The sequence below is a fragment of the Serratia sp. Ag1 genome (assembly GCF_000743355.1).
Classification (GTDB): Bacteria; Pseudomonadota; Gammaproteobacteria; order Enterobacterales; family Enterobacteriaceae; genus Chania.
The window spans coordinates 1-21468 of the sequence record NZ_JQEI01000047.1 but is presented as its reverse complement, the minus strand read 5'-3'; the positions used below and the strand labels follow the sequence as shown (position 1 = coordinate 21468).

Below are 21468 nucleotides of genomic sequence, written 5' to 3'. Positions count from 1 at the left end.
TTTTTTTAGTATTATGGCGTTAGCGTGAATTTATACCCGTCATACTTCAAGTTGCTTGGGTGTTGGCTGCGCACCCTCGCCTCAGTCACACAGTCCGCTATGCTCCTGGTGGCTGCCTACAGGCAGTTCGAATTATTTTGGGTATAATCGCTTTTCATTGCATGAAAAAACGCTGAATCGTTTTTAACCCCCCTACACAATACCACTTTATGCATCTCGAGCAGGGCGCGTTTTATGGATAGCGCTGCAATTTGGCAAGAGCATCATCCATCGCTACGGGGCATTGCAGCCAATAAAAAACCGGAACCCTTGCGGGCCCGGTTCAATGGTGGGTAAAACGACTAGCACGATGGCTAAACTACACACGGCTTGCAGAACACCTGATGCATACGTCCTGATTTCAGGAACTGCGACCGGTTCAAAATTTCCCTGGTGCTGTTATGGTTATTATGAACGGATGAGTCTAGTATCGTTTTTATAATATGTAGCTTTTCATGCCATGTTTGACTATAAAAGATGGCGTGTCAAGCAAGCTTTTGATTTGAGATTGCATAATATGCGAGTTTTCGATAACGTTTCTACACAGAAAGCACCAAAGCGACTGATAAATCAGTAAAAAAGATCGAAGGATAAAATGTATAACAATCAGCAAAAATTCGATTCGCAGTCGATTGCAGGCAAGGTCAGGGAACTCTTTCTTCACCATGGGATTGGTAAGCGTCAGCATGCAAAAGAGCTCAGTCGGATATTGGATCTCAGCTTTTCGCACGCTCACCGTAAGCTGAAAGGGCAAAGCCCGTGGACGCTGGAGCAAATCAATCGTGTAGCTATGGCTTTGGGTGAAAACCCGGCGGCCATCATTGATATTCTCCCCGAATACGCAGTGTTTAGCCAAACTATGGCGCAGGATGCCATCTTTTCGGTAGCCGGTGTCGCGCTTCCTTGCATTGGCCATATCGGTGATGAGCTGGCTGGCCCCCAGTTGGCTGAATTTGTTGCCTTGCAGCAGGAAGGCCAGTGGACGATTTATCGCGCAAATGAGGCTCCTGCGGGCCAGCGTTTTTGCGTGGAGCTGATCGAAATCCGCCCTGGTAGCGTTGAAGATGAGCGTTTAAGTATTGCGGTATTGGATGACGCCCATCAGGCCGCTGACGAATTAACCAAATATCTTACTGCTCAAGGTTTTAACGCCGTTGCTTTCTACGATGTTGATAGCTTGTGCCAGGCGCTGCATAAAAGCCCGTTTGATGGTTATGTCGTGGATTGGCTGATAGGGCAGGAAACGGCGCAGAAGTGTATTGAAACCATTCGTAATTCCGATCATCCCGATGCACCGGTATTGGTATTGACCGGGCAACTGGGCACTGGCCTGCGTGAATCTGAAATCGCCAGAGCGATGCGTGATTATGACGTGCTTGGCCCTTATGAAAAACCGGTGCGGCTCCATGTGATCGAAGCCGCACTGCAGCGTTGCTTTAATCTTTAGCGGTAAACAGGGCATTCAAGGACGTAGACAGCATACTCATGCGCACCGGTTTCATCAGGTAGTCATCAAACATGGCCCGCTGTTCGGTAGAAAGTAATTCGGGCGCATAGGCGCTGATACCGATAATCGGAATGTTGCGGTTTGGGCCTCGCTGGCTACGCAACTGTTTCGCGACCATAGCTCCATCCATTCCGGGCATTTGCAGATCGAGCAGCAGCGCGTCGTAAGGGCGGCGCAGCAGTTTTTGCAAGGCGCGCTCCGATGAACTGCACAACTCATACTGATAGCCCAATTTGTCGAGCAAGGTGATGAATGCATGGCCGACGGCTGGGTTATCGTCCACGATCAGAATCTGCTGTTGTTTCCTCAGCGACGAGGTTTCCGGCGGTGGATTGGCTTCTGCTGGCTCCTCTGTGCTGATTTCAACAGGAATGCTGACGCTAAAGGTGCTGCCCTTTTTCACTTCGCTGGTGACTTTAATCGAGCCTTTAAGCAATTCGACCAAGCCGTAGACGATGGCCAACCCCATGCCGACGCCACTGTAGCGACGAGTATGTGACTGATCCAGTTGGGTAAAAGGCTGGAAAATCTGTGGCAGGGCCTCTTCTCTGATACCAATCCCGGTATCGGCTACTTCGACAACCAGTGCCGAACCCTCTGGTTGGCTGCTAAGGCGGCTGCGTAAGGTAATGGTTCCGTGCTCGGTGTATTTAAAGGCATTGGTCAGCAGATTGATAAGAATTTGCCGGATCCGCAGCGGATCGGAATAAATCAGCGCTGTATTGAGATCTAACTCGCAGATGAGTTTGATGTTTTTCTTGTGCGTCAGCAGGGCAATTTCGTCGGCAGTCTCTTTAATCAGTTTTCTGGCGCTAAATGGCACTATGCGCAGTTCCATCATACCACTTTCCAGGTGAGCATAATCGGTTAAGTCTCTCATCTGCCGTTCAATTTGTTGCGCTGCGCTCTCCAGGCGCTGGAAAGTATCCGCATGTTCAGCCGAGAACTGGGTATTCACCAGGACATCAATCGCAGACATGATACTTTGCAGCGAGGTCCGCAGTTCGTGGCCGATGGCACCCAAGAAGGCATTTTTAGTGCGAGTGGCTTTCTCTGCTTCGATTGCCAGCGCCTGTTGCCGAATGGTCAGGCGTTGCTGGCGCAAAACCAGCAAAGTGATCACGATCAGGGCGGTGACCGAAAAGATAACAATCACCAGCCCATAGAAAATAATGCGGCGCTTCTCGATAAAATCATCATAGGCCCCAGTACGCTGTTTAACTTCTGCATGATCCGTGAGATTGGCCATTTCAATAGACAGTGGCTTGAGCTGGGTTAAGGCTTGTGAGATCTGTTGAAAGTTAAGGCTTTGCTGGTTAAACAGGTCATCAAGATTATCGATCTGATGACGCATTTTTTGGATGACCTGCGCATAACCGGGTTCCCGATACAAGGGTTGCGTAGATTCAGAGACCTTTTCCAGCACCGAAAAACGCGAGTACAGGATCTCGAATTTCAGTTTTAATTCTTCAATGTCACGTTGGCTGGTATTTTTTTGCTGTTCAATGAAGGTTTCGAACTCAGACAACTTGATGGCAAATTTGGCAATTGACCAAGAGTAGTTTTCCTGAGTACCAGCAATCGCATACAGCCCTTTTTGGGAGAGGATCGCACTGTAAGAATAAAGCGTTACTGCAGAGGCAACTAAAAATAATACCGCGAAAGCCGCTGGAATCGCTAACTTGCTGCCATGTTTAATACTGAGTCAGCTTCATTTGATTTCGATCCGATAGACTTGCCAGATAAAGCGTGAATTGTACAGCGGGGAATTCAACTCCTTCCCACCGGCATCACGGGGGTAAATGAGAAATAATGGCCCGAAATCACGTATCTTCAGCCGATTTCCTCCCATCTTATAGGCCAGAATCATGTGATATTTTTCAACGTCGCTGATGGGGATATTGATGTAATAATCGTTCAACGCGTAAAACGCCATCATGGTTCCCTTGGCTCCAACAGTATTCAATATTTCAGACAGCGCAATACCCTCAAATTTTTCCAATGGAGTCCAAGGCGTCGTGGTGCTGATCGTGTGTACCGGCATGGAAAATAGCTGTTCATCGGTAAAGATATAGCGGTGATTTGCCTCATCCGTAAAGTGGCTGATATTCCCTGTGACTTCCAGCGTGAAACTTAATGCAGGAGATTGACCGATCACCAGAGCAGCGAACGCCAAAGTGATTATTCTGAGCAAGTGGGTGAACATCAGTGTATCCCAATCATCATAGGTGAGAATTTTAGAGTTACGAATTTATCAGGCTACCTTGTGACAGAAAACTCCCAATTGAGCATTCGGGATAGGCTTATGCGTCGTTTATAGCCACCGGTTTGATTAATAAAAACCGTTATATCAGTAACCTCTTCGTATTGTAAAAAAATATGTTGATACTTGTCGATATGTGACAGATTGGGCAGCGAACAAGCTAGCGTTGCTCGCTTGGAACAAAAATCCTGTCTATAAGTATCATCAAAAGGAATATCAGCATGAAATTGATTTCAAAGATATTTTTTTACCGAGCTTACCAAGAACATAACATAGCGAATGCAACCCAAAGGGGTAAGGTAACGCCTAATAAGTCTCTGATTGCCTTGGCGATTACCGCCGCCATGTTGCCAATGGACGGGGCAGCCTATGCAGAGCCGGGCCTGATTGGCGATAAAGCCAGTTGGGAAACCGAAGAGTACAGCAAAGATTGGGGCCTGGCTGCGATGAAAGCTTCCAGTGCTTATATGCTGGGTTTCTCCGGGCAAGGGGCCAGGGTTGGCGTCATGGATTCCGGTGCGCTGCTTTTTATTCATCCGGATCTCAATAGCGATCGTTTCCATGCGGTGGCAGCGGTTGGTAATTACGGTTCCTCCGGTTTGCGTTATCCCCAGTCGGCGGTGGGTTCACAGGGCGAATATACTGCGGGTGAAGCCTTCGATCTTACCGGCCAATGGATCGCCGAGGTGAATGATGGGCACGGAACCCACGTGACTGGCACCGTTGGGGCTAATCGCGACGGTGAAGGAATGCATGGTGTCGCCTGGGGGGCCGATATTTATGTCGCTAATACCGGCGGAACTGACGGCAATAACTATGGCCCGTTCCAGGATTATTCGTTTTTCTATACCGGTTGGAAAGCGCTGGTCGATGCCGGTGCTGAAGTGATTAATAACAGTTGGGGCACTAATATTCGTATTGCTGACAACGGCTCAACCGGTAATGACGGCGGCAACACCGGGGTTCACCTACCGGCAAATAATATGACCCAGTCGGAATATGAGTATTTCTATTTCAATAAAAAGTATGGTGCCAATCCCTCCTTTGTGGACGCCGCCTACGATGCTGTGAAGGGAACAACGGTGGTGCAGATATTTACCACTGGTAACCGCGACTTCGCCAATCCATTTTATCGCGCACTTTACCCCTATTATCATCCTGAAGCCGAGCAGCATTGGATAGCGGTTGCCGGGCTACAGCGGGTCACGGGTACTGACAAATACGCGCTGTCTTATACCTGGAACGAGGCTGGCGAGGCCAAATGGTGGACCGTGGCAGCACCGGGAAGTGGCATCTACTCAACCACGGTGAATGCAGCAACCGGCGCGGCTGGCTGGGGTAATTCATCCGGCACCTCAATGTCTGCGCCGCACGTTGCCGGTGCCATGGGCGTTCTGCTCTCGCGCTATCAGGATATGAGTGCGCTTCAGGTGCGAGAGGTGTTGCTTACTACTGCCAGCCACCAGAACCTGGATGGTAGCACCTTGGAAAACTGGACGGCGGCTGATGGTGTGCCCGATGTTCGCTACGGCTGGGGTGTGCCGGATCTGGATAAAGGCATGTATGGGCCCGGTCAATTCCTCGGCAAGTTTGAGTACAACCTTGCCAGCACGCCGCTTGACGTCTGGAGCAATAATATCAGCCAGCAAGCGTTGGATGCGCGTGAACAGGAAGATCTGGCTTGGCTACAGAACTACCAGGCTCAGGGCATTGCGGCGGGTGGAGCCTACGAGTTAGGTAACAGCTTCGTGGTCAACGACGGTAACAACGATCCAACGGATCACATCGTTAGCCAAGCAGATGCTGAACAATGGCGGCAAGATTACTACAGCCAGCGTGCGGCGGCTATTCAAGCCAGGATTGATGCCGATCTTTATACCGGTTCTCTGGTGAAGCTCGGTGCAGGCACGTTGATCATGACGGGTGATAACACCTATCAGGGCAATACCCGTGTGGAACAGGGGGCTTTGTATGGTTTCACCGAGTCATTTGGCAGCGGCACCGTGGCGGTAAACGGCGGTAAATTCGGTGTTCTAGCCCGCTATAACGATGCCTTTACGCTGAAGGGTGAACTGGCTGCAACCGAAAGCCATAAGGCGAATATTGAGGTCAACGCAGGCGGGACTTATGTGGTCAGCACGGGTGCAAGTGTCAACGTAGGCCAGCTCACCTTTAATCATGGCTCGATGATTACCGTGGGTTCCACCGATAAAGACGTGTTCGAGGAGGTGTTTAATCATGGCACCGTAGTGACCGGAACTGTCACTGCGGAGACATTAACCGGGGCCGACCAAGCCACAGCCACACCGCAGTATGCATTCTTCAAAACCGATGTCGATATCTCCGGTAATTCACTGACTGCCCGCTTTGGCCGTAATCAGGACGTGACATTCGCTTCTTACGCCTCAAGCCACAATGGCCGGTCTATCGGTCAGGCGATTGAAGGCAGCGGTTCGGGCACCTTGTTCGATACCCTGCTCATGGCCTCTGGCGATGAGGTTCGCAATACTAACGATGCTCTCGGCAGTGATATGTACCTGAATACGCAAAATGCCAGCATTGTGAATGCCATGACCCTGTCGCGGGTGGTTAAAGATCAGGCCGTTGGTGTAGGCGGTGGCCGTTATGTGGAAACGTCGGGGGGTGCAGGCCGCCTTTGGGTTGCGCCAATCGGTAGCTGGTCTACGGTGGATTACGGCCAATCAAGCATGGACGTCGATTTTTATGCGGCTTTAATCGGTGGTGAAATTGATGCCAGCCCCAGCACCAAGCTGGGCCTGTACTTCGGTGCGGGCAGTACCGATTTTAAAGGGGATAGGCAGAGTAAAATCGACAGCGACGATCTGCACTTTGGGGTGTACGGTGTTTCTAACATCGCCGACCTGGTTTCGCTGAATTATGGTGCGATGCACACCCGGCAAAGTCGTGATGCTCATCGCACTTTGCAGGTTCTCGATCAAACCGCCAGCAATTCCGTTTCCCCGGATGTGAATATTACCCAACTGTTTGCCGAAGCGGCCTATTCAGGATGGACGACGGAGAGCTATTCCGTTGAGTCGTATGCCGGTTTCGGTTGGTTGCATGTTGAATCCAATGGTTATGTTGAAACGGTTAACAATATGCAGTTCACCACCGACGTTGATAACCAGAATCTACAGGTCACCACGTTGGGTGCCCGTGCTGCGCTGCCATTTACCTTGGGTGACGTGAAGATGGCCGTGAAAAGCGATCTGTATGGGACGCGTTTCTTTGGGGACACCACACCGGAAGCGACGATGCACCTGGCCGATAGCGGAGTGGCTAAAATCCAGGGCGGTAAATTGTCTCATCTGCTTGGCGTGGGGTTGGGCATTGAAACCAAACTTAACAACGCGGCGACGTTCGGCATCTCCTACACCGGTGCATATAACAGCGATGTCACCTCAAACGGTTTTTATGCCAAATTAAAAATCGACTTCTGATACTGTCGCAAATGTATAAGGGGATTGATCGGTAAAAAGGCCAGAATGCGTTTGCATCTGGCCTGAGGTTGATGACCAAGTGGTCTTCTAGCCCGAGATACCCGGGTCTAGCGCACCGAGGGGCTATGATGGGACACATCCCTGTGTCCCACCCTACGGGCCGACATAACGTCGTTCAAATTTGCTCCCGGCAAATTTGTCGACGGCTTACGCCGTTACGACCCCTTCGGCACGCTCCCCCTAATAACCGGCTTTGTCAGCAGTCTGAGGTCAGAATGCCTTTGAATAAACAGCGCCGGTTAGCGCATGGTCACAAACTCTTCCGCTACGGTTGGGTGGATCGCCACGGTGTTGTCGAAATCTTTCTTGGTTGCGCCCATTTTGACTGCCACGGCGAAGCCCTGCAGGATTTCATCCATGGCAAAACCAATGCCGTGCAGGCCGACGATCTTCTCTTCTGCACCCACGCACACCAGCTTCATGCGGCACGGCTGGCGGTGCTGGGTGATGGCGCTGTACATGGGGGTAAAGGCAGATTTATAGACCTTAACCTGATCTTCGCCAAACTGCTCTTTTGCCTGTGGCTCGGTCAGGCCAATAGTACCGATCGGCGGGTGGCTGAATACCACGGTAGCAATATTGCTGTAATCCAGATGCTCGTCCGGCTTGTTGTTAAACAGGCGTTCAGACAGACGGCGGCCAGCGGCAACCGCGACCGGAGTCAGCTCAACCGCACCCGTGTTGTCACCAACGGCGTAGATGCCTTTTACATTGGTGTTCTGGAATTTATCCACTTCAATGTAACCTTTGGCGTTGGTTTTCACCCCGGTGACCGCCAGATTCAGGTTGTCGGTAGCGGGTTCACGGCCAATCGCCCATACCAGGCTGTCGACGATGAACTCTTTGCCGTTTTCCAGTTGTAGCGTCAGGCTACCATCGGCGTTTTTGACGATGGCTTTTGGCACGGATTCGGTGTGCAATTGTGGCCCTTCGGTGTTCATCACCTCAACCAGCGTTTCTACAATCATCGGATCAAATGCGCGCAGCGGTGTCTGTTTGCGCACGAACAGATGGGTTTCTGCTCCCAGTGCGTTCATTACCCCGGCCAATTCCACCGCAATGTAGCCCGCGCCCACCACGGCTACGCGTTTCGGCATGGCGTCCAGCTCGAAAAAGCCGTCTGAGTTGATGCCGTATTCTGCGCCAGGAATATTCGGGTAGCTTGGACGGCCACCGGTGGCGATCAGGATGTGATCGGCGGTAATGGTTTCGCCGTTGACTTCTACCGTGTGGGCGTCAACGAAGCGGGCGAATCCTTTGATCACATCAACTTTGTTTTTAGCCAGTACGTTGTCGTAGGAGTTATGAATGCGATCAATGTAGGCGGTACGGTTCGCTACCAGCTTTTTCCAGTCAAATGCGTTAACCGTGGTATCAAAGCCGTAGTCTGGGCCATAGAGATGAATAGCTTCAGCGATCTGTGCCGCATGCCACATCACTTTTTTCGGTACACAACCCACGTTCACGCAGGTGCCACCCAGTTCTTTGGCTTCAATCAATGCGCATTTCTGGCCATACATGGCTGCCCGGTTGATCGATGCGATACCGCCGCTGCCGCCGCCAATTGCTAGATAATCATAATGTTTCGTCATCTGGGGTTTCCATGAGTTGTGTGATTCGAATAAGGTTAGAGTTTAACGCCTGGCAGGGGGTTGTCGCAAAGATTGCGTCAATAGTTGTGATAGGCAGAGGCTTGTGCTCCCGTCAGAAGCAGAAAAAGTGACGCCAGATCGCGTCGTCATGTTGCCAATCGCCTTGACTTTGATGCTTAGGCTAACTATATAAAAAAGACCGAGGTGAAAAATTACATTGGAAGTGAATGTCAGTGCAATAGGTGGTTAACAATATTCTCTCGCATATTTCCCGTATTAGTTGAAGTTCTCATTCAATATCCTGGCAGATTGCAGGGTATTTACTGATACATGGAAGTCTTTTTTAAGTAAATATCAAAAGACATGACTGCAAGGGTTAATATTTTTAAAGCATCTAAGAGGACATTTTATGGAAAATGTAAAATTGCCTTTAAGCGGAAACCCTGGAATCGATTTTATTTTCAGGCAATACAAGGCATTACCTAGTGGCGGTGGTAACGTCTATACATGGAGTATGGCCAAAACCTCATATACTAATCCTGTACCCAGTACAGAGTTCGGAACCACATACATTCCTATTCCAGCAGACAATCCTTACAATGATTTAATCAGGAAATCATTGAGCAACCTCAGCTCTTTTGCAAATGTCACTTTTAAAGAGATTGATGAAAGCAAAAGCGGAATGGGTGATTTGCGCTTCATGGCGAGTAATGAGATAAATTTCAGGGCTGCTGGAATCAGCACTGGAATTAATGGCGTTAGCACCTTGGTATTTAAAATCGACCCGCCTAATGGCGTCACTGTTCCACCCTCATTTTATATTGCCGCACACGAAATCGGCCATGCGATGGGGCTCAGCCATACTCAAGTCAAGATTAATGGACAGTGGAAAGAGGCAAGCAACCTCACTGACGTTACGCTCTTGGATACTCTTATGTCTTATAATCAGATGCGGAATTCTTTACATTATCCGCAGGAAAAAACGGCCTTATATAATTCTAAGGGGGTATACCTGGATGAGGCCAAAACCATCAGCTACGGTATTCTTGATATTCAAGCTTTACAGTATATTTATGGTAAGAATACCCATTTCAATGCAGATAATACAACTTACAAATATACGCCAGACAAGCTGAATTTTTTTGATACCATCTGGGATGGCGGGGGTAATGATACACTCGATGTTAGCGCATTTAACCTGGGTTCAGTCATCAATCTGAATGGCGGCACCAGAAGTTCAATCTATGTTGAAGTCCCTAAGCTTGCCCCTGAAAAATCATACTTAAACTCAATAAGCTATGATGGAACCAATGCTATTGGTATTGCCTATGGTGCAAATATCGAAAACGCGAATGGAACTCAAGGCAATGATATAATATATGGTAATGATTTAAATAATGTTATTAAAGGAAATAATGGCAATGATACGCTTTATGGTGGAAAAGGCAATGATGTGCTCCATAGCGGCGCAGGTAATGACGTGCTGTATGGTGGAGAAGGTAAGGATATTCTCTATGGTGGAGCAGGTGTCAAAACATTAAACGGCGGCGATGGAAATGATACTTTTTACCTCGGTAATAACAGCGTCAACTATCTTTACGGGGGAAATGGCGATGATAAATATGTCATAGGTGCGGCCAATGCCAGTTATGAGATTTTTGAAGATAAAAATGGGGGCGCATCAGATACTATTGAGTTTTTGGGTAGTATTCAAGCTAACACAATTATTCATCTGCCAGCTAATGTCGAAAATTTCAGAGCAAATACCATGTTATCATCAAATAACGCCCAGATAACGGTGATAGGGAATGAGTTAAATAACTCAATCAATGGTAGTATCTATGCCAATGATATCTTAATCGGTGGTAAGGGGAATGATACATTACAAGGCTTCAACGGTAGCGATACCTATATTTTTAATAAAGGTGACGGAAAGGATGTTATCTGGGAATACAATAACGATACTTTAGGCAAAGGTGATGTAGATACCCTGATTTTAAATGACATTAATATAGACCAGCTTTGGTTCAGCCGAGTTAAAGGTTCCCCTACTGATAGTGATAATCTTGTCATTTCAATATTGAACTCTACTGATCAGATTACAATACATCACTGGTTTGATAATAATAAGGGTGCTGTTTTTAGTAATGGTAAGTTAGAGAGCATAAATACTGCTGATGGGGAATCATTAAATATTAGCCAAGTCGATGATCTCGTAGGCATAATGCAAGGGAGATTGCTTCCTACGTCAGGTCATACATCAATTATCGATGATTATCTCGCATTGAATCACGGGGCCATTATATGATTTTAGTGACCGACTGAATTACGCTGTCGGTAGAGTCAGCACAAATGGGAGCTTGAATTAAGAGTATGAAATTCAATAAGCCACGCCACCAGAGGCAAGGTGGTTTTTTCTTCTGGTGAAGCGTGGCCTGAATGTAGGGTTATTTAACCGGCATTGCCTCCATCACCAGCGTCTCCAAGGGCTTCAGGGTGATGACCACCGGTTGGCTGTAGTTTGCGGGTAGCGTGGCATTTTGGCCGTAGACGGATTTCAGCGCAAAGCGGGTGGTTTCGCCCTGCGGCACTTCAAAGCTTTTGGCCAGGTCCAGATAGTAACTTTGCTCTTTGTCTGACGGATTACGCAGCCCAAAAACAGCCTTGTCTTTATTCCACGATGCCCAGCCATAAGCTTCCAGCAACGTCGGATCGCCGCCAATCCAATGGGTGTCGACCAGCACATCGCTGTTTGCCCGCGCCCATTTGGCTGCCGCTGCCAAGGCATCCCACTTGGCGTTGTTCAGCATGGATGGCGTGATGTACATCTCCTGCAATTGGGTGCCGGTAGCGAAGTAGCTCCACGCCTGATCGGCAAAATCGCTATCGGTTTGTACTTTCTCTAAACCAAAGTAGGCGTTCTCGGCGCTGACAATGCCATGATACATCAGCGAATTGAGCGGGAAGAGTGGCCCCTTTCTTACGATAGAACGGTAGGTTTCGGCGTCACGATAGGTCATCCACTGCTGTGCGGGCGAGCCTTTACCGTAGACGTTGATGTCGTCGCCCTGGCGCCAGATGGAGTCGGCATAGAACAGCCAGGACGGGCTGGCATTGGTGCCGGTGGTCAGGTTGATAAACAGGTCTTTGTTAGCCTCGCGCATGTTTTTAATCAGCTCGATAGAAGCATCAAAGTCGGAAGCGAACTGGCTGCCTTTAATGTACGAGTTGGCGTTGCCCATGCCATCCAGCTTGAACGAAGTGATGTGCTCGTCTTTGATCAGCTTGCCGATCTGCTGGTTGAAGTTATGGAAATAGTTCGGGCCGGAGAGGGCAAATTTTCCGTCCACAGTTTCAAAGCCATTCTCTTTAGCATGAGAAACGCGGATATCGCGTGGCTTGTTATAGCCGCCCCACGGTGAAAGCCACAGACCCACGGACGTGTGCAGGTTATCGGCTTTGGCTTTCACTACACCAAAACCGTCTTTGAACGCCGGGCCAAACAGCCATTTGCCGGTGCGATCGTCCCAGCCGTCATCCAGCAGGAAGCCGTCCAGTTTTACACCGCGCTTTTTAATCAGCTCATTGGCATAGGTGTCCATCCGGTCGAGCACTTCTTGCTCGGTATAGGTGGTGAAAAAGCCGATATCCATCCAGCTGTTATAGTGCAGGTAGGGTTGATATGGGCGCGGGCGCATGACGTTAATAAACTGATTTACGCTGCGGCGCAGTTGGCTTGGCTCATCAAAGGTACCGAAATAAAGGGTATAGCTGACCGGTGCGTCGGTTTTGATCGGCGTTTTGAGCTCGACGTTAAGGTTAGTGGTGGTCTCATAGGCATAGGTGTTGACGATAGGCTTATTGGGCAGCATGAAGAAGCTGTCGGCGACGATGGGCGAACTGTTAATCGCGCCGTCCACGTAAGGCGCTTGTGATTTGCCTTTGGTGGGGAAGAAGGTGATTTTTGCTACCTCCTGCGCTTGGCCCTTCGCTTGCAGGGTATAGTCAATGCTGGCGTATTTCCCTTTCAGCACGTTCAACACCACGCTAACGGCGAAGTCCTGATGGTCATAATCGATATGAAGCGCATCGCCTTTCTGCTGGACATGCTTGATTTTAAAATCGGCAGCGTGGATCACGCGTTCATCCGGCAGGGTGAGAAAGAACAGTTCATTGGGTGAAAGTTGATGCTCGGAACCCTTATCCTTGACCACCAGCGCTGAGTTGCTGTCATCAAACGAGATGGCGATATTGTCGTTACTCAACTGATGCTGGGCGGCGAAAGCGGCATTGCTGACAAGCAGCAACAGTAACGAGCTCTTTATCATGGTTTTCATCAAAAGATCCTTTTTCTCTAGGTTTACTGTGAGGTGCAGGTTTGCGGGATCAGTTTATCTGCCGAACCGCACACGGTGATTTTGTTGCGCACCACGGCTTTCATGGCGTCCATGCCGACGCGCATGTAATAGCGTGGGTCGTTACCTTGTGGGTTATCGGCAAACCAGTTTTTCACTGCGGCGGCGAAAGCAATTTTCAGCTCGGTGGCGACATTCACTTTGCAGACGCCAAGCTCAATTGCCCTGCGCACGAATTCATCCGGCACATCGCTTGCACCGTGCAGCACCAGCGGAATGGCAACCACTTCGCGGATCGCCGCCAGGCGCTTGAAATCAATCTTCGGGCGTTTGCTGTACAGGCCATGGGCGGTGCCGATCGCTACGGCGAGGCTGTCGACCCCGGTCTGGGCGGCAAAGCGACAGGCTTCCTGCGGATCGGTCAAAAACGCGCTTTCTTCATCGACATCCATATCGTCCTCCACACCACCGAGACGGCCCAGCTCAGCCTCGACGCTACAATCATAGCGATGGCAGAAATCCACCACCGATTTCACCAGCTTAACGTTTTCGGCAAACGGCAAGTGGCTGCCGTCGATCATGGCACTGCGCACACCGGCTCTGACCTTGTTACTGATGTCGTCGAGGGATTCGTGATGATCGAGGTGCAGCGCAAACGGCATGTTGTAGCTTGCCGAGTAGGCTGCGCACAGCGCGTAGATTTCGCTGAAGGCAATATGCTTGAAGGTGCCTGGCGTGCCCGCGAGGATCACCGGGGATTGCATCTCTTGGCAGACCTCGAGGATTGCCTGAATGGTTTCTGCATTGTGGATATTGAAGGCAGGCACAGCGTAGCCTCTGGCCTGTGCGTCTTGCAGCAGATACTTGGTGGAGATAATGCTCATAACGTAATCCTCTCAGCCTTTCCAGGGATGAATCATCACGCCTTGCACCACGCGGTTTACCGTGCCGCTGGCAGAAGGGGTATCTGGGGTGATGCCTGCTTTAATGGATTCGGTTAATGCAAAAATTTGCGCGTAGATCAGGAAGCAGAACGCCTGTTCGACGTCGAGAAACTCGCGAGCCGCTGGCAGCAGAATATGCGGGCCAGCTTCAATTTCCGGGCTGGTGGTTGCGGCAAGAGCGACCACATGCATTGCCTGCCGATCGCGGCGCAGTTCGGCGAGTAAATCCAGATCGTACTGGCGGGTGTACGGATGGCTGGACACCATCACCACCACCAGAGTTTCGCCGTTAACCAGCGATTTAGGGCCGTGGCGAAAGCCGGTGGGGGAGTCATAAAACGCCGCCAGTTTGCCTGCTGTCAGCTCAAGCACTTTCAGCGCGGCTTCGCGCGCAACACCTTGTAGCCCGCCGCTACCGAGATAGACGATGCGTTTGAAGGGCAGATCGCCGAACAGGGCGGTGCTGAAATCATCTTGGGTCGTGATAATTTGTGCGCAGCGTGTGGCCACATCCTGAAAGGTCGTGCTGTTAATCACGTCCGCCGCAAACACCGCCAGGCAACTGACCATCATGGTGGTGATGCTGCTGGTCATGGCGAAGCCGCGATCGTGGGTTTCTGCTGGCATCAGCAGCGCCAGTGCGTTATCGCTGTGGGTGGCGTTTTTATACAGGCTGCCTGCTTCGTTGCAGGTGATCACCAAGTGGTGGCAGTGCCGGACGATCTGGTTAGCCAAGTCAACCGCCGCGACGCTTTCCGGGCTGTTGCCGGAACGTGCGAAAGAAACCAACAGCGTTGGCTGCTCGGCGTACAGATAGTCAGCGGGGTTGGTGACCAGATCGGTGGTGGGTACCGCAACCACGTTTTTGCCGGTATGGCGTGCCAGCCAAGGCGCAATCATGTCACCGATAAAGGCAGAGGTGCCTGCACCGGTCAGGACGATCTTCAGGTCGTTATTCTGTAGGAGCGGTGCCAGGAAAGCCGCAATGCTGGCGTGCAGGCTCTCGATATTTTTCAGCGAAGCCATCCAACTGGTGGGTTGCTGGCGGATCTCTTGTTCGGTCCAGGTTGAGGTGCCGGAAGTGCGGGTTCTACTCATAACTCAATCCTTAGCAGTGCATATTCGACGGGGGAGCACAAAGCAGAAGAGGGCAACCTTTCGTTTCGTTGAGTCAGCTTTATGCTTAAACAAAATCTATATAAAACGAAATGAAAGATCAACAAAGAAAAGGAAATAAAACGGAGTTTGTGATCGGTGTTGATAATCAGCTTTGTCTTTCTATTTATTGAATTATTGCGGAGGTGGTGCGCGAGGGTAAGATTTAAAGAAAAGGAAAAGAAAGGTCTGTGCGCTCGCAGGCCACAGACCTAAGGCCGGGAAGTGAAAGGGATCATATTCCCTCTTCAGCCACCTCGGTTGTCCGCTCACGGCCCATTTCGTCCACCAGGCTGGTCAGGCCACGGTGGCCACATTCCAGCGCCATCAGGCGAAACTCGTTACTGCTCAGCCCTTCGCGTTCCAGCACCATCTCTAACAGCAATTGCAGGTTGATGCCGGTAATCACTTCGTACCCTGGCTTCTGCAACGCCAGCGTTGAGGCGACGCGGAACGGCGTGCCACCCAACAGGTCGGTTAAAAATATCAGCCCTTCGCTCGCGTCGAGTGTGGCTATTGCCTGTTCAAACTGGCTTTTCAGCAACGCGGTGGTGGAGCTCTCAGGAAAGTCGATGGCAATAATCTGCGGCTGTTCGCCCAGGATCTGCTTCATCGCTTGTTCTAACCCGCTGGCAAACCCACCGTGGCCGCTAAGAATGATGCTTAACATGCGTCTTCTCTCCTTATTCGTGGGTTACAAGAAGTGAGCAAACTTGCCGACAATCCCGAGCAGCACGGTGATGCCGATCAGCCGCAGCGGGCTCCAACCGCGACGCACCAGGGCGTACATCAGCAGGGTGTAGACCAGCGGTAAAAAAGCAGGCATCAGTTTGTCGATCACATCGGCTTGCAGTTTCACCACCGCATCGCCCGCCGTGATTTCCAGCGTGGTAGAGAGGCGCACGTAAGTCGCAACCAGCGCACCGATCACCGTCATCCCAACAATCGAAGCAGCGTGGCCGACCTTCCGGGTGTTGGCCTTAATCAACGGGATCGCCGCCACCCCCTTGCGGTAAGCATAGTGGGCCAGCCCGAAACGCAGCCCGAGATGGACGACGTTGAACATCACCATAAACACCACCGCGCCAAGGATCGAGCCTTGCAGCGCCAAGCTGGCCCCGATACCGCCGCAGATCGGCAGCAGGGTCAACCAGAACATGGCATCGCCAATCCCACCCAACGGTGCGCCGACAGCGATTTTGGTGCTCTGGATGCTGTTCACATCCTGCTTGGAGCGCTCCATCGCCAGGATAATGCCAATCACAAAGGTGACCAGGAACGGGTGGGTATTAAAGAAGCCCATATGGCCTTTCATCGCCCGCGCCAGATCGCGTTTGTTGGTGTGGATCTTCTTCAGCGCGGGCAGTAGGCCGTAAAGCCAGCCGCAGGCCTGCATACGTTCATAGTTGAACGACGCCTGCAACAGCATAGAGCGCCATGCCACGCGGTTGATATCTTGCCTGGTCAGCTCTACGCCAACCGTCTGATCTTCATAAGTGCTGTCGTTACCGTCGCTGAGCAGGGTTTCTTGCCCACCAGTGTGCGGCAGAGTCTGGGTATCAGATGCCATCTTCAAATTCCTCTTGCTGTACGCGGGAAGGTTGCGGCGGAGTCGGTTCTTTACGCATCAACTCCATCAGAGCCATGGCAAGTGCGGCGGCGGCAATCGCCAGCACCGGAAGTTTCAGCCAGGCAGCACCAACGAAACCGAGAATGAAATAGGGGATGTAAGCGTTCTTCATCATGATCTTCAGCAGCACGGCAAAACCGATGGCTGGCATAATGCCGCCTGCCACGCCGAGGCCGTCGATCAGCCGTGCGGGCAGCACATCAATGACCGACTTCGCGTGTTCGGCCCCGAAATAGATGGGCAGGAAGGCGCAGAGGAAGTAGAAAATGCCGAGCACCAGCAGCGCGATATAGTTAATGCGTTCAATGCCGTGGGTATCCGCATTGGCCGCCATGCGATCGGCTCGCGACATTACGCCGGACATGATCGAGAACAGGAAGGTAATCCCCATCTGCACCGCAACCGCGAATGGCACTGCTACCCCAACGGCGACTTCCGGTTTGACCCCGGTAGTGATGGCAAAGGTGGTACCGACAATGGTGCCGATAATCACGTTGGGCGGTTGCGCCCCGGCCAGCGGAGCCAACCCCATCCACACCAGTTCCAGCGTGCCGCCGGTTAAAATACCGGTATGCAGATCGCCCAGAATCAGGCCCACCAGCGGGCCGAGTACCACCGGGCGGTGCAGGTGCGTCAGGCCGTTGAACATATCCAACCCGGCAATAAAGGCCAGGAGACCCAGCGCTGCTGCTTGTAATAAGCTGATTTCCATAACAGATACCTCAGAGAATTTTGTAGAGATCCTGAGCCGGTTCAGTCGGGACGCCCTGGACAAAGCACTCCACACCGGCCTCTTGCAGGCCGTTGAAGGCGCTAATGTCCTGAGCATCTACAGAGACGGTCTTGGCGATTTGTTTTTTGCCTTCGGCGTAGTGCATGTTGCCGACGTTGATACGTTTGAGCGGTACGTTGCCTTGTACCAGGGTGAGGAAATCTTGCGGGCTCTTGCAAACCAGCAGGATCTTCTGATGATCGGCAGCGCGGTGAATGTTATCGATCACTTTCTGCAGCGGCCAGAAACGCACGGCAATCCCTTCAGCAAGCACCATCTCCATCAGGTTTTGCTGCACGGAATCTTCTGCAACGGCATCGTTAGCGACCAGCACCAGATTGGCACCGGCAAAACCGACCCACTGCACGCCAACCTGACCGTGGATCAGGCGTTCATCAATGCGGCTTAATACAATGTTTGGCATGTTTTCCCCTTATTATCATTGTGTTAAATAGATGGAGATTGGCCCATGCAGGCAGCATGGTATTGGCGTAGCACATCCTGGATATGGTCGATAATCAGTTCGTGTGGCGTTGCGACAATCAACCCTTCACGAACTTTGGCATATTGCAGCGGCAGATATTGGCTGATCAGCGGCTGCGGAATGGGTTCGCTGGCCAGATTGCTGACCAGCCGATCGTAGGCGCCGTCGATATCCCGATCGGGCCAGTAGTAGCGCACGCGGTCAGAGTAGCTGTAGCCGCGTGCCAGACGTAATGCTTCACCGCTGCCCTGATAATGCTGCTGCCAATATTGCGGGTGATCCTGCATCACGCTTTCCAGCACATCACGCAACCCCGAGCACTGATGCGCCGGGTGCAGTTCCCGTTCGATGGCCGCTAGCGAGAACAGGGCTTCACGTAGGGCAAAGGTGAGCGCTGGGCCGACTTTCAGGATCGCAAAGTGATGTTGAACCAGTTGTTGCAGGGCGAGCGGAGTCTGGTAATCGGTGGAGTGGGCCTCAAACACCATAGTGTCAGAAGCCTCGATCATCTGGCTGAGTGCCAACGCCTTCTGTGGCTGAAAATCAATGACTTGCGTATGATCGAACTCGACGCCCGGCTGTACCACCAGCCCGATAATGCGCGGCCAGATATCGCTCAGTCCTTGCTGCTCCAGCGCATGGTGATGGGCTGCAAGCGTGGCTTTTGCCGCCTGCGGCGTGGTGACGGCCAACGCCGCCAGCGTTTCATGCGCGCCACCCGGCACCGGCACTTCGGTGCCGATAACGTACACCAGATCGGATTCCCCAAACTGCGCAATGCAGGTTTGCTCGGCGATTCGCGCTAAGCGCGCTGCCCGTTCGGCAACGATCGCATCGGTTAACGGCACCGGATCGTCGGCGCAGGACATGCTGCAATCGAGATGGATTTTTTTGAACCCGGCGCGCACATAGCTGCGAATCAGCTCATCGGCCTTGGCCATGGCTTCTGCGGCAGGTTGGTTTTGCCAGCGGTTCGGGCCAAGGTGGTCGCCGCCCAGGATCAGATGCTGGTGAGGAAAATGTTGTTGATCGGCTAACTGCAAAACGAAGCGGCGGAAGTCGGCGGGCATCATACCGGTGTAGCCACCGTACTGATCAACCTGATTTGAGGTGGCTTCGATCAGCAGAGCCGAGTGGGTTGCTTTGGCGTGCCGCATGGCGGCTTCCAGCACCAGCGGATGAGCAGAACAAACCGCAAAGATACCACAACGTTTGTCCTGTTTATGGTTGGCCACAAACTCGATTAAATGTTTCACTTTCTTCTCCATATCGGTTTTTTGGTGTGATATCTTTCGATTTGCGTCTGTTTATACTGCGTTAACGTCAGATTAAAATAAAGAAAAGGATATTTAAGTTGCGATCCGTTTCACAAAAGGCATGAAACGAAAGGTTGGTAACAGGTGAAACCGCTAATGGCTCTTCAGGGCAAGGCTTGCTTTCCAGCAAAAGAAAGGACTTAATAGGCCAAGCGAAATGAAACAAAGGATTTTATGAAAGGATCTTCTATGCATAACAGCGATTCCGTTACCGAAAAGCGCATCATTGGGACTAGCGAAAGACGCGAGCAAATCATCCAGCGTTTACGCCAGCAGGGCAGCGTACAGGTCAATGACTTATCGGCTTTTTTCAGCGTTTCTACCGTGACTATCCGTAACGATCTGGCTTTTCTGGAAAAGCAGGGGATTGCGGTACGCGCTTATGGCGGCGCGCTGATATGCGATCCGTCCACTCCCCCGGTGGAGCCTTCGCTGGAAGATAAAAGCTCCTTGAATACTTCCCTGAAACGGAGCATTGCGCGTGCGGCGGTAGAGCTGATCAAGCCCGGTCACCGGGTTATTCTCGACTCAGGCACCACCACGTATGAGATCGCACGCCTGATGCGCCAGCATAAAGAGGTGATTGCCATGACGAATGGCATGAACGTCGCCAATGCGCTGCTGGAAGCCGAAGGCGTGGAACTGCTGATGACCGGTGGGCACCTGCGCCGCCAATCCCTGTCATTTTATGGCGATCAGGCCGATCAGTCGTTGCAGAACTACCATTTCGATATGCTGTTTCTGGGGGTTGATGCTATCGATCTGGAACGCGGCGTCAGCACCCATAATGAAGATGAGGCGCGCCTCAACCGCCGGATGTGTGAGGTGGCTGAACGGATCATTGTGGTCACTGATTCCAGCAAGTTTGATCGTTCCAGCCTGCATAAGATCATTGATATACAGCGTATACACATGGTGATCACGGATAGTGATATTTCAGCCGCAAGCCTCGAGGGGTTGCGTAAGAGTGGTATTCAGGTGGTACTGGTCGGTAAATAACGGCGATGATAAGCAGGCCGCCCAGGCAGGCGGCCAGGCGGGGGATTACTCGGGAACCACCCAGTTCACCAGATGGTGGCCGATGCCAGAGGGCACCAGCACTTTGTGCAGCCATGGCAGCACGTTATTCATCTGCTGCTCCAGCTTCCACGGTGGGTTAATCACGATCATGCCAGAGGCGGTCATGCCGCGCTGATCGCTGTCGGGCTTGACCGCCAGTTCGATCTGCAGGATACGACGAATGCCGCTGGCTTCCAGCTCTTTCAGCATGCGTTTGATCTGCTGGCGCAGCACCACTGGGTACCACAGCGCATAGGTGCCGGTGGCGAAACGCTTGTAACCTTCCTGAATGCCTTTGACCACGTCCTGATAGTCGGTTTTCATCTCATAAGGAGGATCCATCAGGATCAGGCCACGGCGCGAAGGGGGCGGCAACTGGGATTTGAGCTGCTGGTAACCGTCGGCACGCTGCACTTTGGCACGTTCATCTTTCTGGAACTCACTGCGCAGCAGCGGGTAATCGCTCGGGTGCAGCTCGGTGAGGTGGATTTTATCCTGCGGGCGCAGCAATTGGCGGGCAATCAGTGGCGAGCCTGGGTAGTAACGCAGGGTGCCCGAACGGTTGAAGTTATGTACCACGCTCATGTAAGCCGCCAGTTCTTCCGGCAGATCGTCACGCTGCCACAGCAGGCCGATGCCCTCCAGGTATTCCCCGGTGCGCTCAGCGTGTTCACCGCTCAATTGATAACGCCCGGCACCGGAGTGAGTATCCAGATACAGCAGCGGTTTCTCTTTTTCTTTCAGCGCTTCAATGATCAGGCTCTGAACGGTGTGCTTGAGCACGTCGGCGTGGTTGCCAGCGTGAAAACTGTGGCGGTAACTGAGCATATT

Annotated in this window: 16 protein-coding genes; 4 read left to right on the top strand and 12 right to left on the bottom strand. The window is 51.7% G+C overall.

Annotated features, from left to right (window positions below; genetic code table 11):
• The first annotated feature begins 634 nt into the window (after window positions 1-634).
• On the top strand, window positions 635-1486 hold the full coding sequence (locus tag IV04_RS21890) for a helix-turn-helix domain-containing protein (RefSeq protein WP_037403360.1): 852 nt from the start codon (window positions 635-637) through the stop codon (window positions 1484-1486).
• On the opposite strand, the gene IV04_RS21885 is transcribed toward IV04_RS21890, so the two are convergent.
• Entirely contained in the window at window positions 1476-3074 is a 1599-nt protein-coding gene (locus IV04_RS21885) for an ATP-binding protein (protein ID WP_231566314.1), read from the bottom strand. The two genes, IV04_RS21890 and IV04_RS21885, sit on opposite strands and share 11 nt — an antisense overlap.
• A 183-nt stretch (window positions 3075-3257) precedes the next feature.
• On the bottom strand, window positions 3258-3752 hold the full coding sequence (locus tag IV04_RS21880; protein ID WP_152562938.1) for a molybdopterin-dependent oxidoreductase: 495 nt from the start codon (window positions 3750-3752) through the stop codon (window positions 3258-3260).
• 278 nt (window positions 3753-4030) lie between these two features.
• Between IV04_RS21880 and IV04_RS21875 the strand changes: the two genes are divergently transcribed.
• Window positions 4031-7270 carry a S8 family serine peptidase gene (locus IV04_RS21875; RefSeq protein WP_081893272.1) on the top strand — a complete coding sequence of 1080 codons (3240 nt, stop codon included), beginning with the start codon at window positions 4031-4033 and terminating at the stop codon, window positions 7268-7270.
• Between the two features lie 299 nt (window positions 7271-7569).
• Here IV04_RS21875 and gorA read toward each other — a convergent pair whose 3' ends face one another.
• The gene (gene gorA, locus IV04_RS21870; RefSeq protein WP_037403354.1) at window positions 7570-8922 is read right to left on the bottom strand and encodes a glutathione-disulfide reductase; all 1353 of its coding nucleotides are present in this window, start codon (window positions 8920-8922) and stop codon (window positions 7570-7572) included.
• 409 nt (window positions 8923-9331) lie between these two features.
• Between gorA and IV04_RS21865 the strand changes: the two genes are divergently transcribed.
• Window positions 9332-11230 (top strand): calcium-binding protein, encoded by a 1899-nt coding sequence (locus IV04_RS21865; protein WP_037403353.1) that lies wholly within the window; start codon window positions 9332-9334, stop codon window positions 11228-11230.
• 139 nt (window positions 11231-11369) lie between these two features.
• Here IV04_RS21865 and IV04_RS21860 read toward each other — a convergent pair whose 3' ends face one another.
• The 8 genes from IV04_RS21860 to kbaZ all read right to left on the bottom strand — a co-directional run bounded on the left by IV04_RS21860 (window position 11370) and on the right by kbaZ (window position 19518).
• Complete coding sequence (locus IV04_RS21860) at window positions 11370-13259, bottom strand: enterotoxin (RefSeq protein WP_037403352.1); 1890 nt, start codon at window positions 13257-13259, stop codon at window positions 11370-11372.
• A gap of 23 nt (window positions 13260-13282) precedes the next feature.
• Window positions 13283-14161, bottom strand: a complete 879-nt coding sequence (gene kbaY, locus IV04_RS21855) for a tagatose-bisphosphate aldolase subunit KbaY (RefSeq protein ID WP_037403351.1) — start codon at window positions 14159-14161, stop codon at window positions 13283-13285.
• A gap of 12 nt (window positions 14162-14173) precedes the next feature.
• Window positions 14174-15319 carry an SIS domain-containing protein gene (locus IV04_RS21850; protein ID WP_037403349.1) on the bottom strand — a complete coding sequence of 382 codons (1146 nt, stop codon included), beginning with the start codon at window positions 15317-15319 and terminating at the stop codon, window positions 14174-14176.
• Window positions 15320-15611: 292 nt separating this feature from the next.
• Window positions 15612-16046, bottom strand: a complete 435-nt coding sequence (agaF, locus tag IV04_RS21845) for a PTS galactosamine/N-acetylgalactosamine transporter subunit IIA (RefSeq protein ID WP_037403348.1) — start codon at window positions 16044-16046, stop codon at window positions 15612-15614.
• A 24-nt stretch (window positions 16047-16070) separates the two neighbouring features.
• Complete coding sequence (agaE, locus tag IV04_RS21840) at window positions 16071-16946, bottom strand: PTS N-acetylgalactosamine transporter subunit IID (protein ID WP_037403347.1); 876 nt, start codon at window positions 16944-16946, stop codon at window positions 16071-16073.
• Entirely contained in the window at window positions 16936-17718 is a 783-nt protein-coding gene (gene agaW, locus IV04_RS21835) for a PTS N-acetylgalactosamine transporter subunit IIC (RefSeq protein ID WP_037403346.1), read from the bottom strand. The genes agaE and agaW overlap by 11 nt, the downstream gene beginning before the upstream one ends.
• Window positions 17719-17728: 10 nt before the next feature.
• The gene (gene agaV, locus IV04_RS21830; RefSeq protein WP_037403345.1) at window positions 17729-18202 is read right to left on the bottom strand and encodes a PTS N-acetylgalactosamine transporter subunit IIB; all 474 of its coding nucleotides are present in this window, start codon (window positions 18200-18202) and stop codon (window positions 17729-17731) included.
• Window positions 18203-18225: 23 nt separating this feature from the next.
• Window positions 18226-19518, bottom strand: a complete 1293-nt coding sequence (gene kbaZ / locus IV04_RS21825; protein WP_037403344.1) for a tagatose-bisphosphate aldolase subunit KbaZ — start codon at window positions 19516-19518, stop codon at window positions 18226-18228.
• A gap of 249 nt (window positions 19519-19767) precedes the next feature.
• Here kbaZ and IV04_RS21820 point away from each other — a divergent pair, with 249 nt between their 5' ends.
• A complete protein-coding gene (locus IV04_RS21820) occupies window positions 19768-20577 on the top strand; it encodes a DeoR family transcriptional regulator (RefSeq protein WP_037403343.1) in 810 nt (269 codons plus the stop codon).
• Window positions 20578-20622: 45 nt separating this feature from the next.
• Here IV04_RS21820 and IV04_RS21815 read toward each other — a convergent pair whose 3' ends face one another.
• On the bottom strand, window positions 20623-21465 hold the full coding sequence (locus tag IV04_RS21815; RefSeq protein WP_037403341.1) for a 23S rRNA (adenine(2030)-N(6))-methyltransferase RlmJ: 843 nt from the start codon (window positions 21463-21465) through the stop codon (window positions 20623-20625).
• Window positions 21466-21468: the final 3 nt, after the last annotated feature.

What these genes read in the sequence shown, in the direction of transcription:
- IV04_RS21890 (WP_037403360.1), top strand. Translation starts at nt 635, where the DNA reads ATGTATAACAATCAGCAAAAATTCGATTCGCAGTCGATTGCAGGCAAG.
- IV04_RS21880 (WP_152562938.1), bottom strand. Translation starts at nt 3,752, where the DNA reads ATGTTCACCCACTTGCTCAGAATAATCACTTTGGCGTTCGCTGCTCTG.
- IV04_RS21875 (WP_081893272.1), top strand. Translation starts at nt 4,031, where the DNA reads ATGAAATTGATTTCAAAGATATTTTTTTACCGAGCTTACCAAGAACAT.
- gorA (WP_037403354.1), bottom strand. Translation starts at nt 8,922, where the DNA reads ATGACGAAACATTATGATTATCTAGCAATTGGCGGCGGCAGCGGCGGT.
- IV04_RS21865 (WP_037403353.1), top strand. Translation starts at nt 9,332, where the DNA reads ATGGAAAATGTAAAATTGCCTTTAAGCGGAAACCCTGGAATCGATTTT.
- IV04_RS21860 (WP_037403352.1), bottom strand. Translation starts at nt 13,259, where the DNA reads ATGAAAACCATGATAAAGAGCTCGTTACTGTTGCTGCTTGTCAGCAAT.
- kbaY (WP_037403351.1), bottom strand. Translation starts at nt 14,161, where the DNA reads ATGAGCATTATCTCCACCAAGTATCTGCTGCAAGACGCACAGGCCAGA.
- IV04_RS21850 (WP_037403349.1), bottom strand. Translation starts at nt 15,319, where the DNA reads ATGAGTAGAACCCGCACTTCCGGCACCTCAACCTGGACCGAACAAGAG.
- agaF (WP_037403348.1), bottom strand. Translation starts at nt 16,046, where the DNA reads ATGTTAAGCATCATTCTTAGCGGCCACGGTGGGTTTGCCAGCGGGTTA.
- agaE (WP_037403347.1), bottom strand. Translation starts at nt 16,946, where the DNA reads ATGGCATCTGATACCCAGACTCTGCCGCACACTGGTGGGCAAGAAACC.
- agaW (WP_037403346.1), bottom strand. Translation starts at nt 17,718, where the DNA reads ATGGAAATCAGCTTATTACAAGCAGCAGCGCTGGGTCTCCTGGCCTTT.
- agaV (WP_037403345.1), bottom strand. Translation starts at nt 18,202, where the DNA reads ATGCCAAACATTGTATTAAGCCGCATTGATGAACGCCTGATCCACGGT.
- IV04_RS21820 (WP_037403343.1), top strand. Translation starts at nt 19,768, where the DNA reads ATGCATAACAGCGATTCCGTTACCGAAAAGCGCATCATTGGGACTAGC.
- IV04_RS21815 (WP_037403341.1), bottom strand. Translation starts at nt 21,465, where the DNA reads ATGCTCAGTTACCGCCACAGTTTTCACGCTGGCAACCACGCCGACGTG.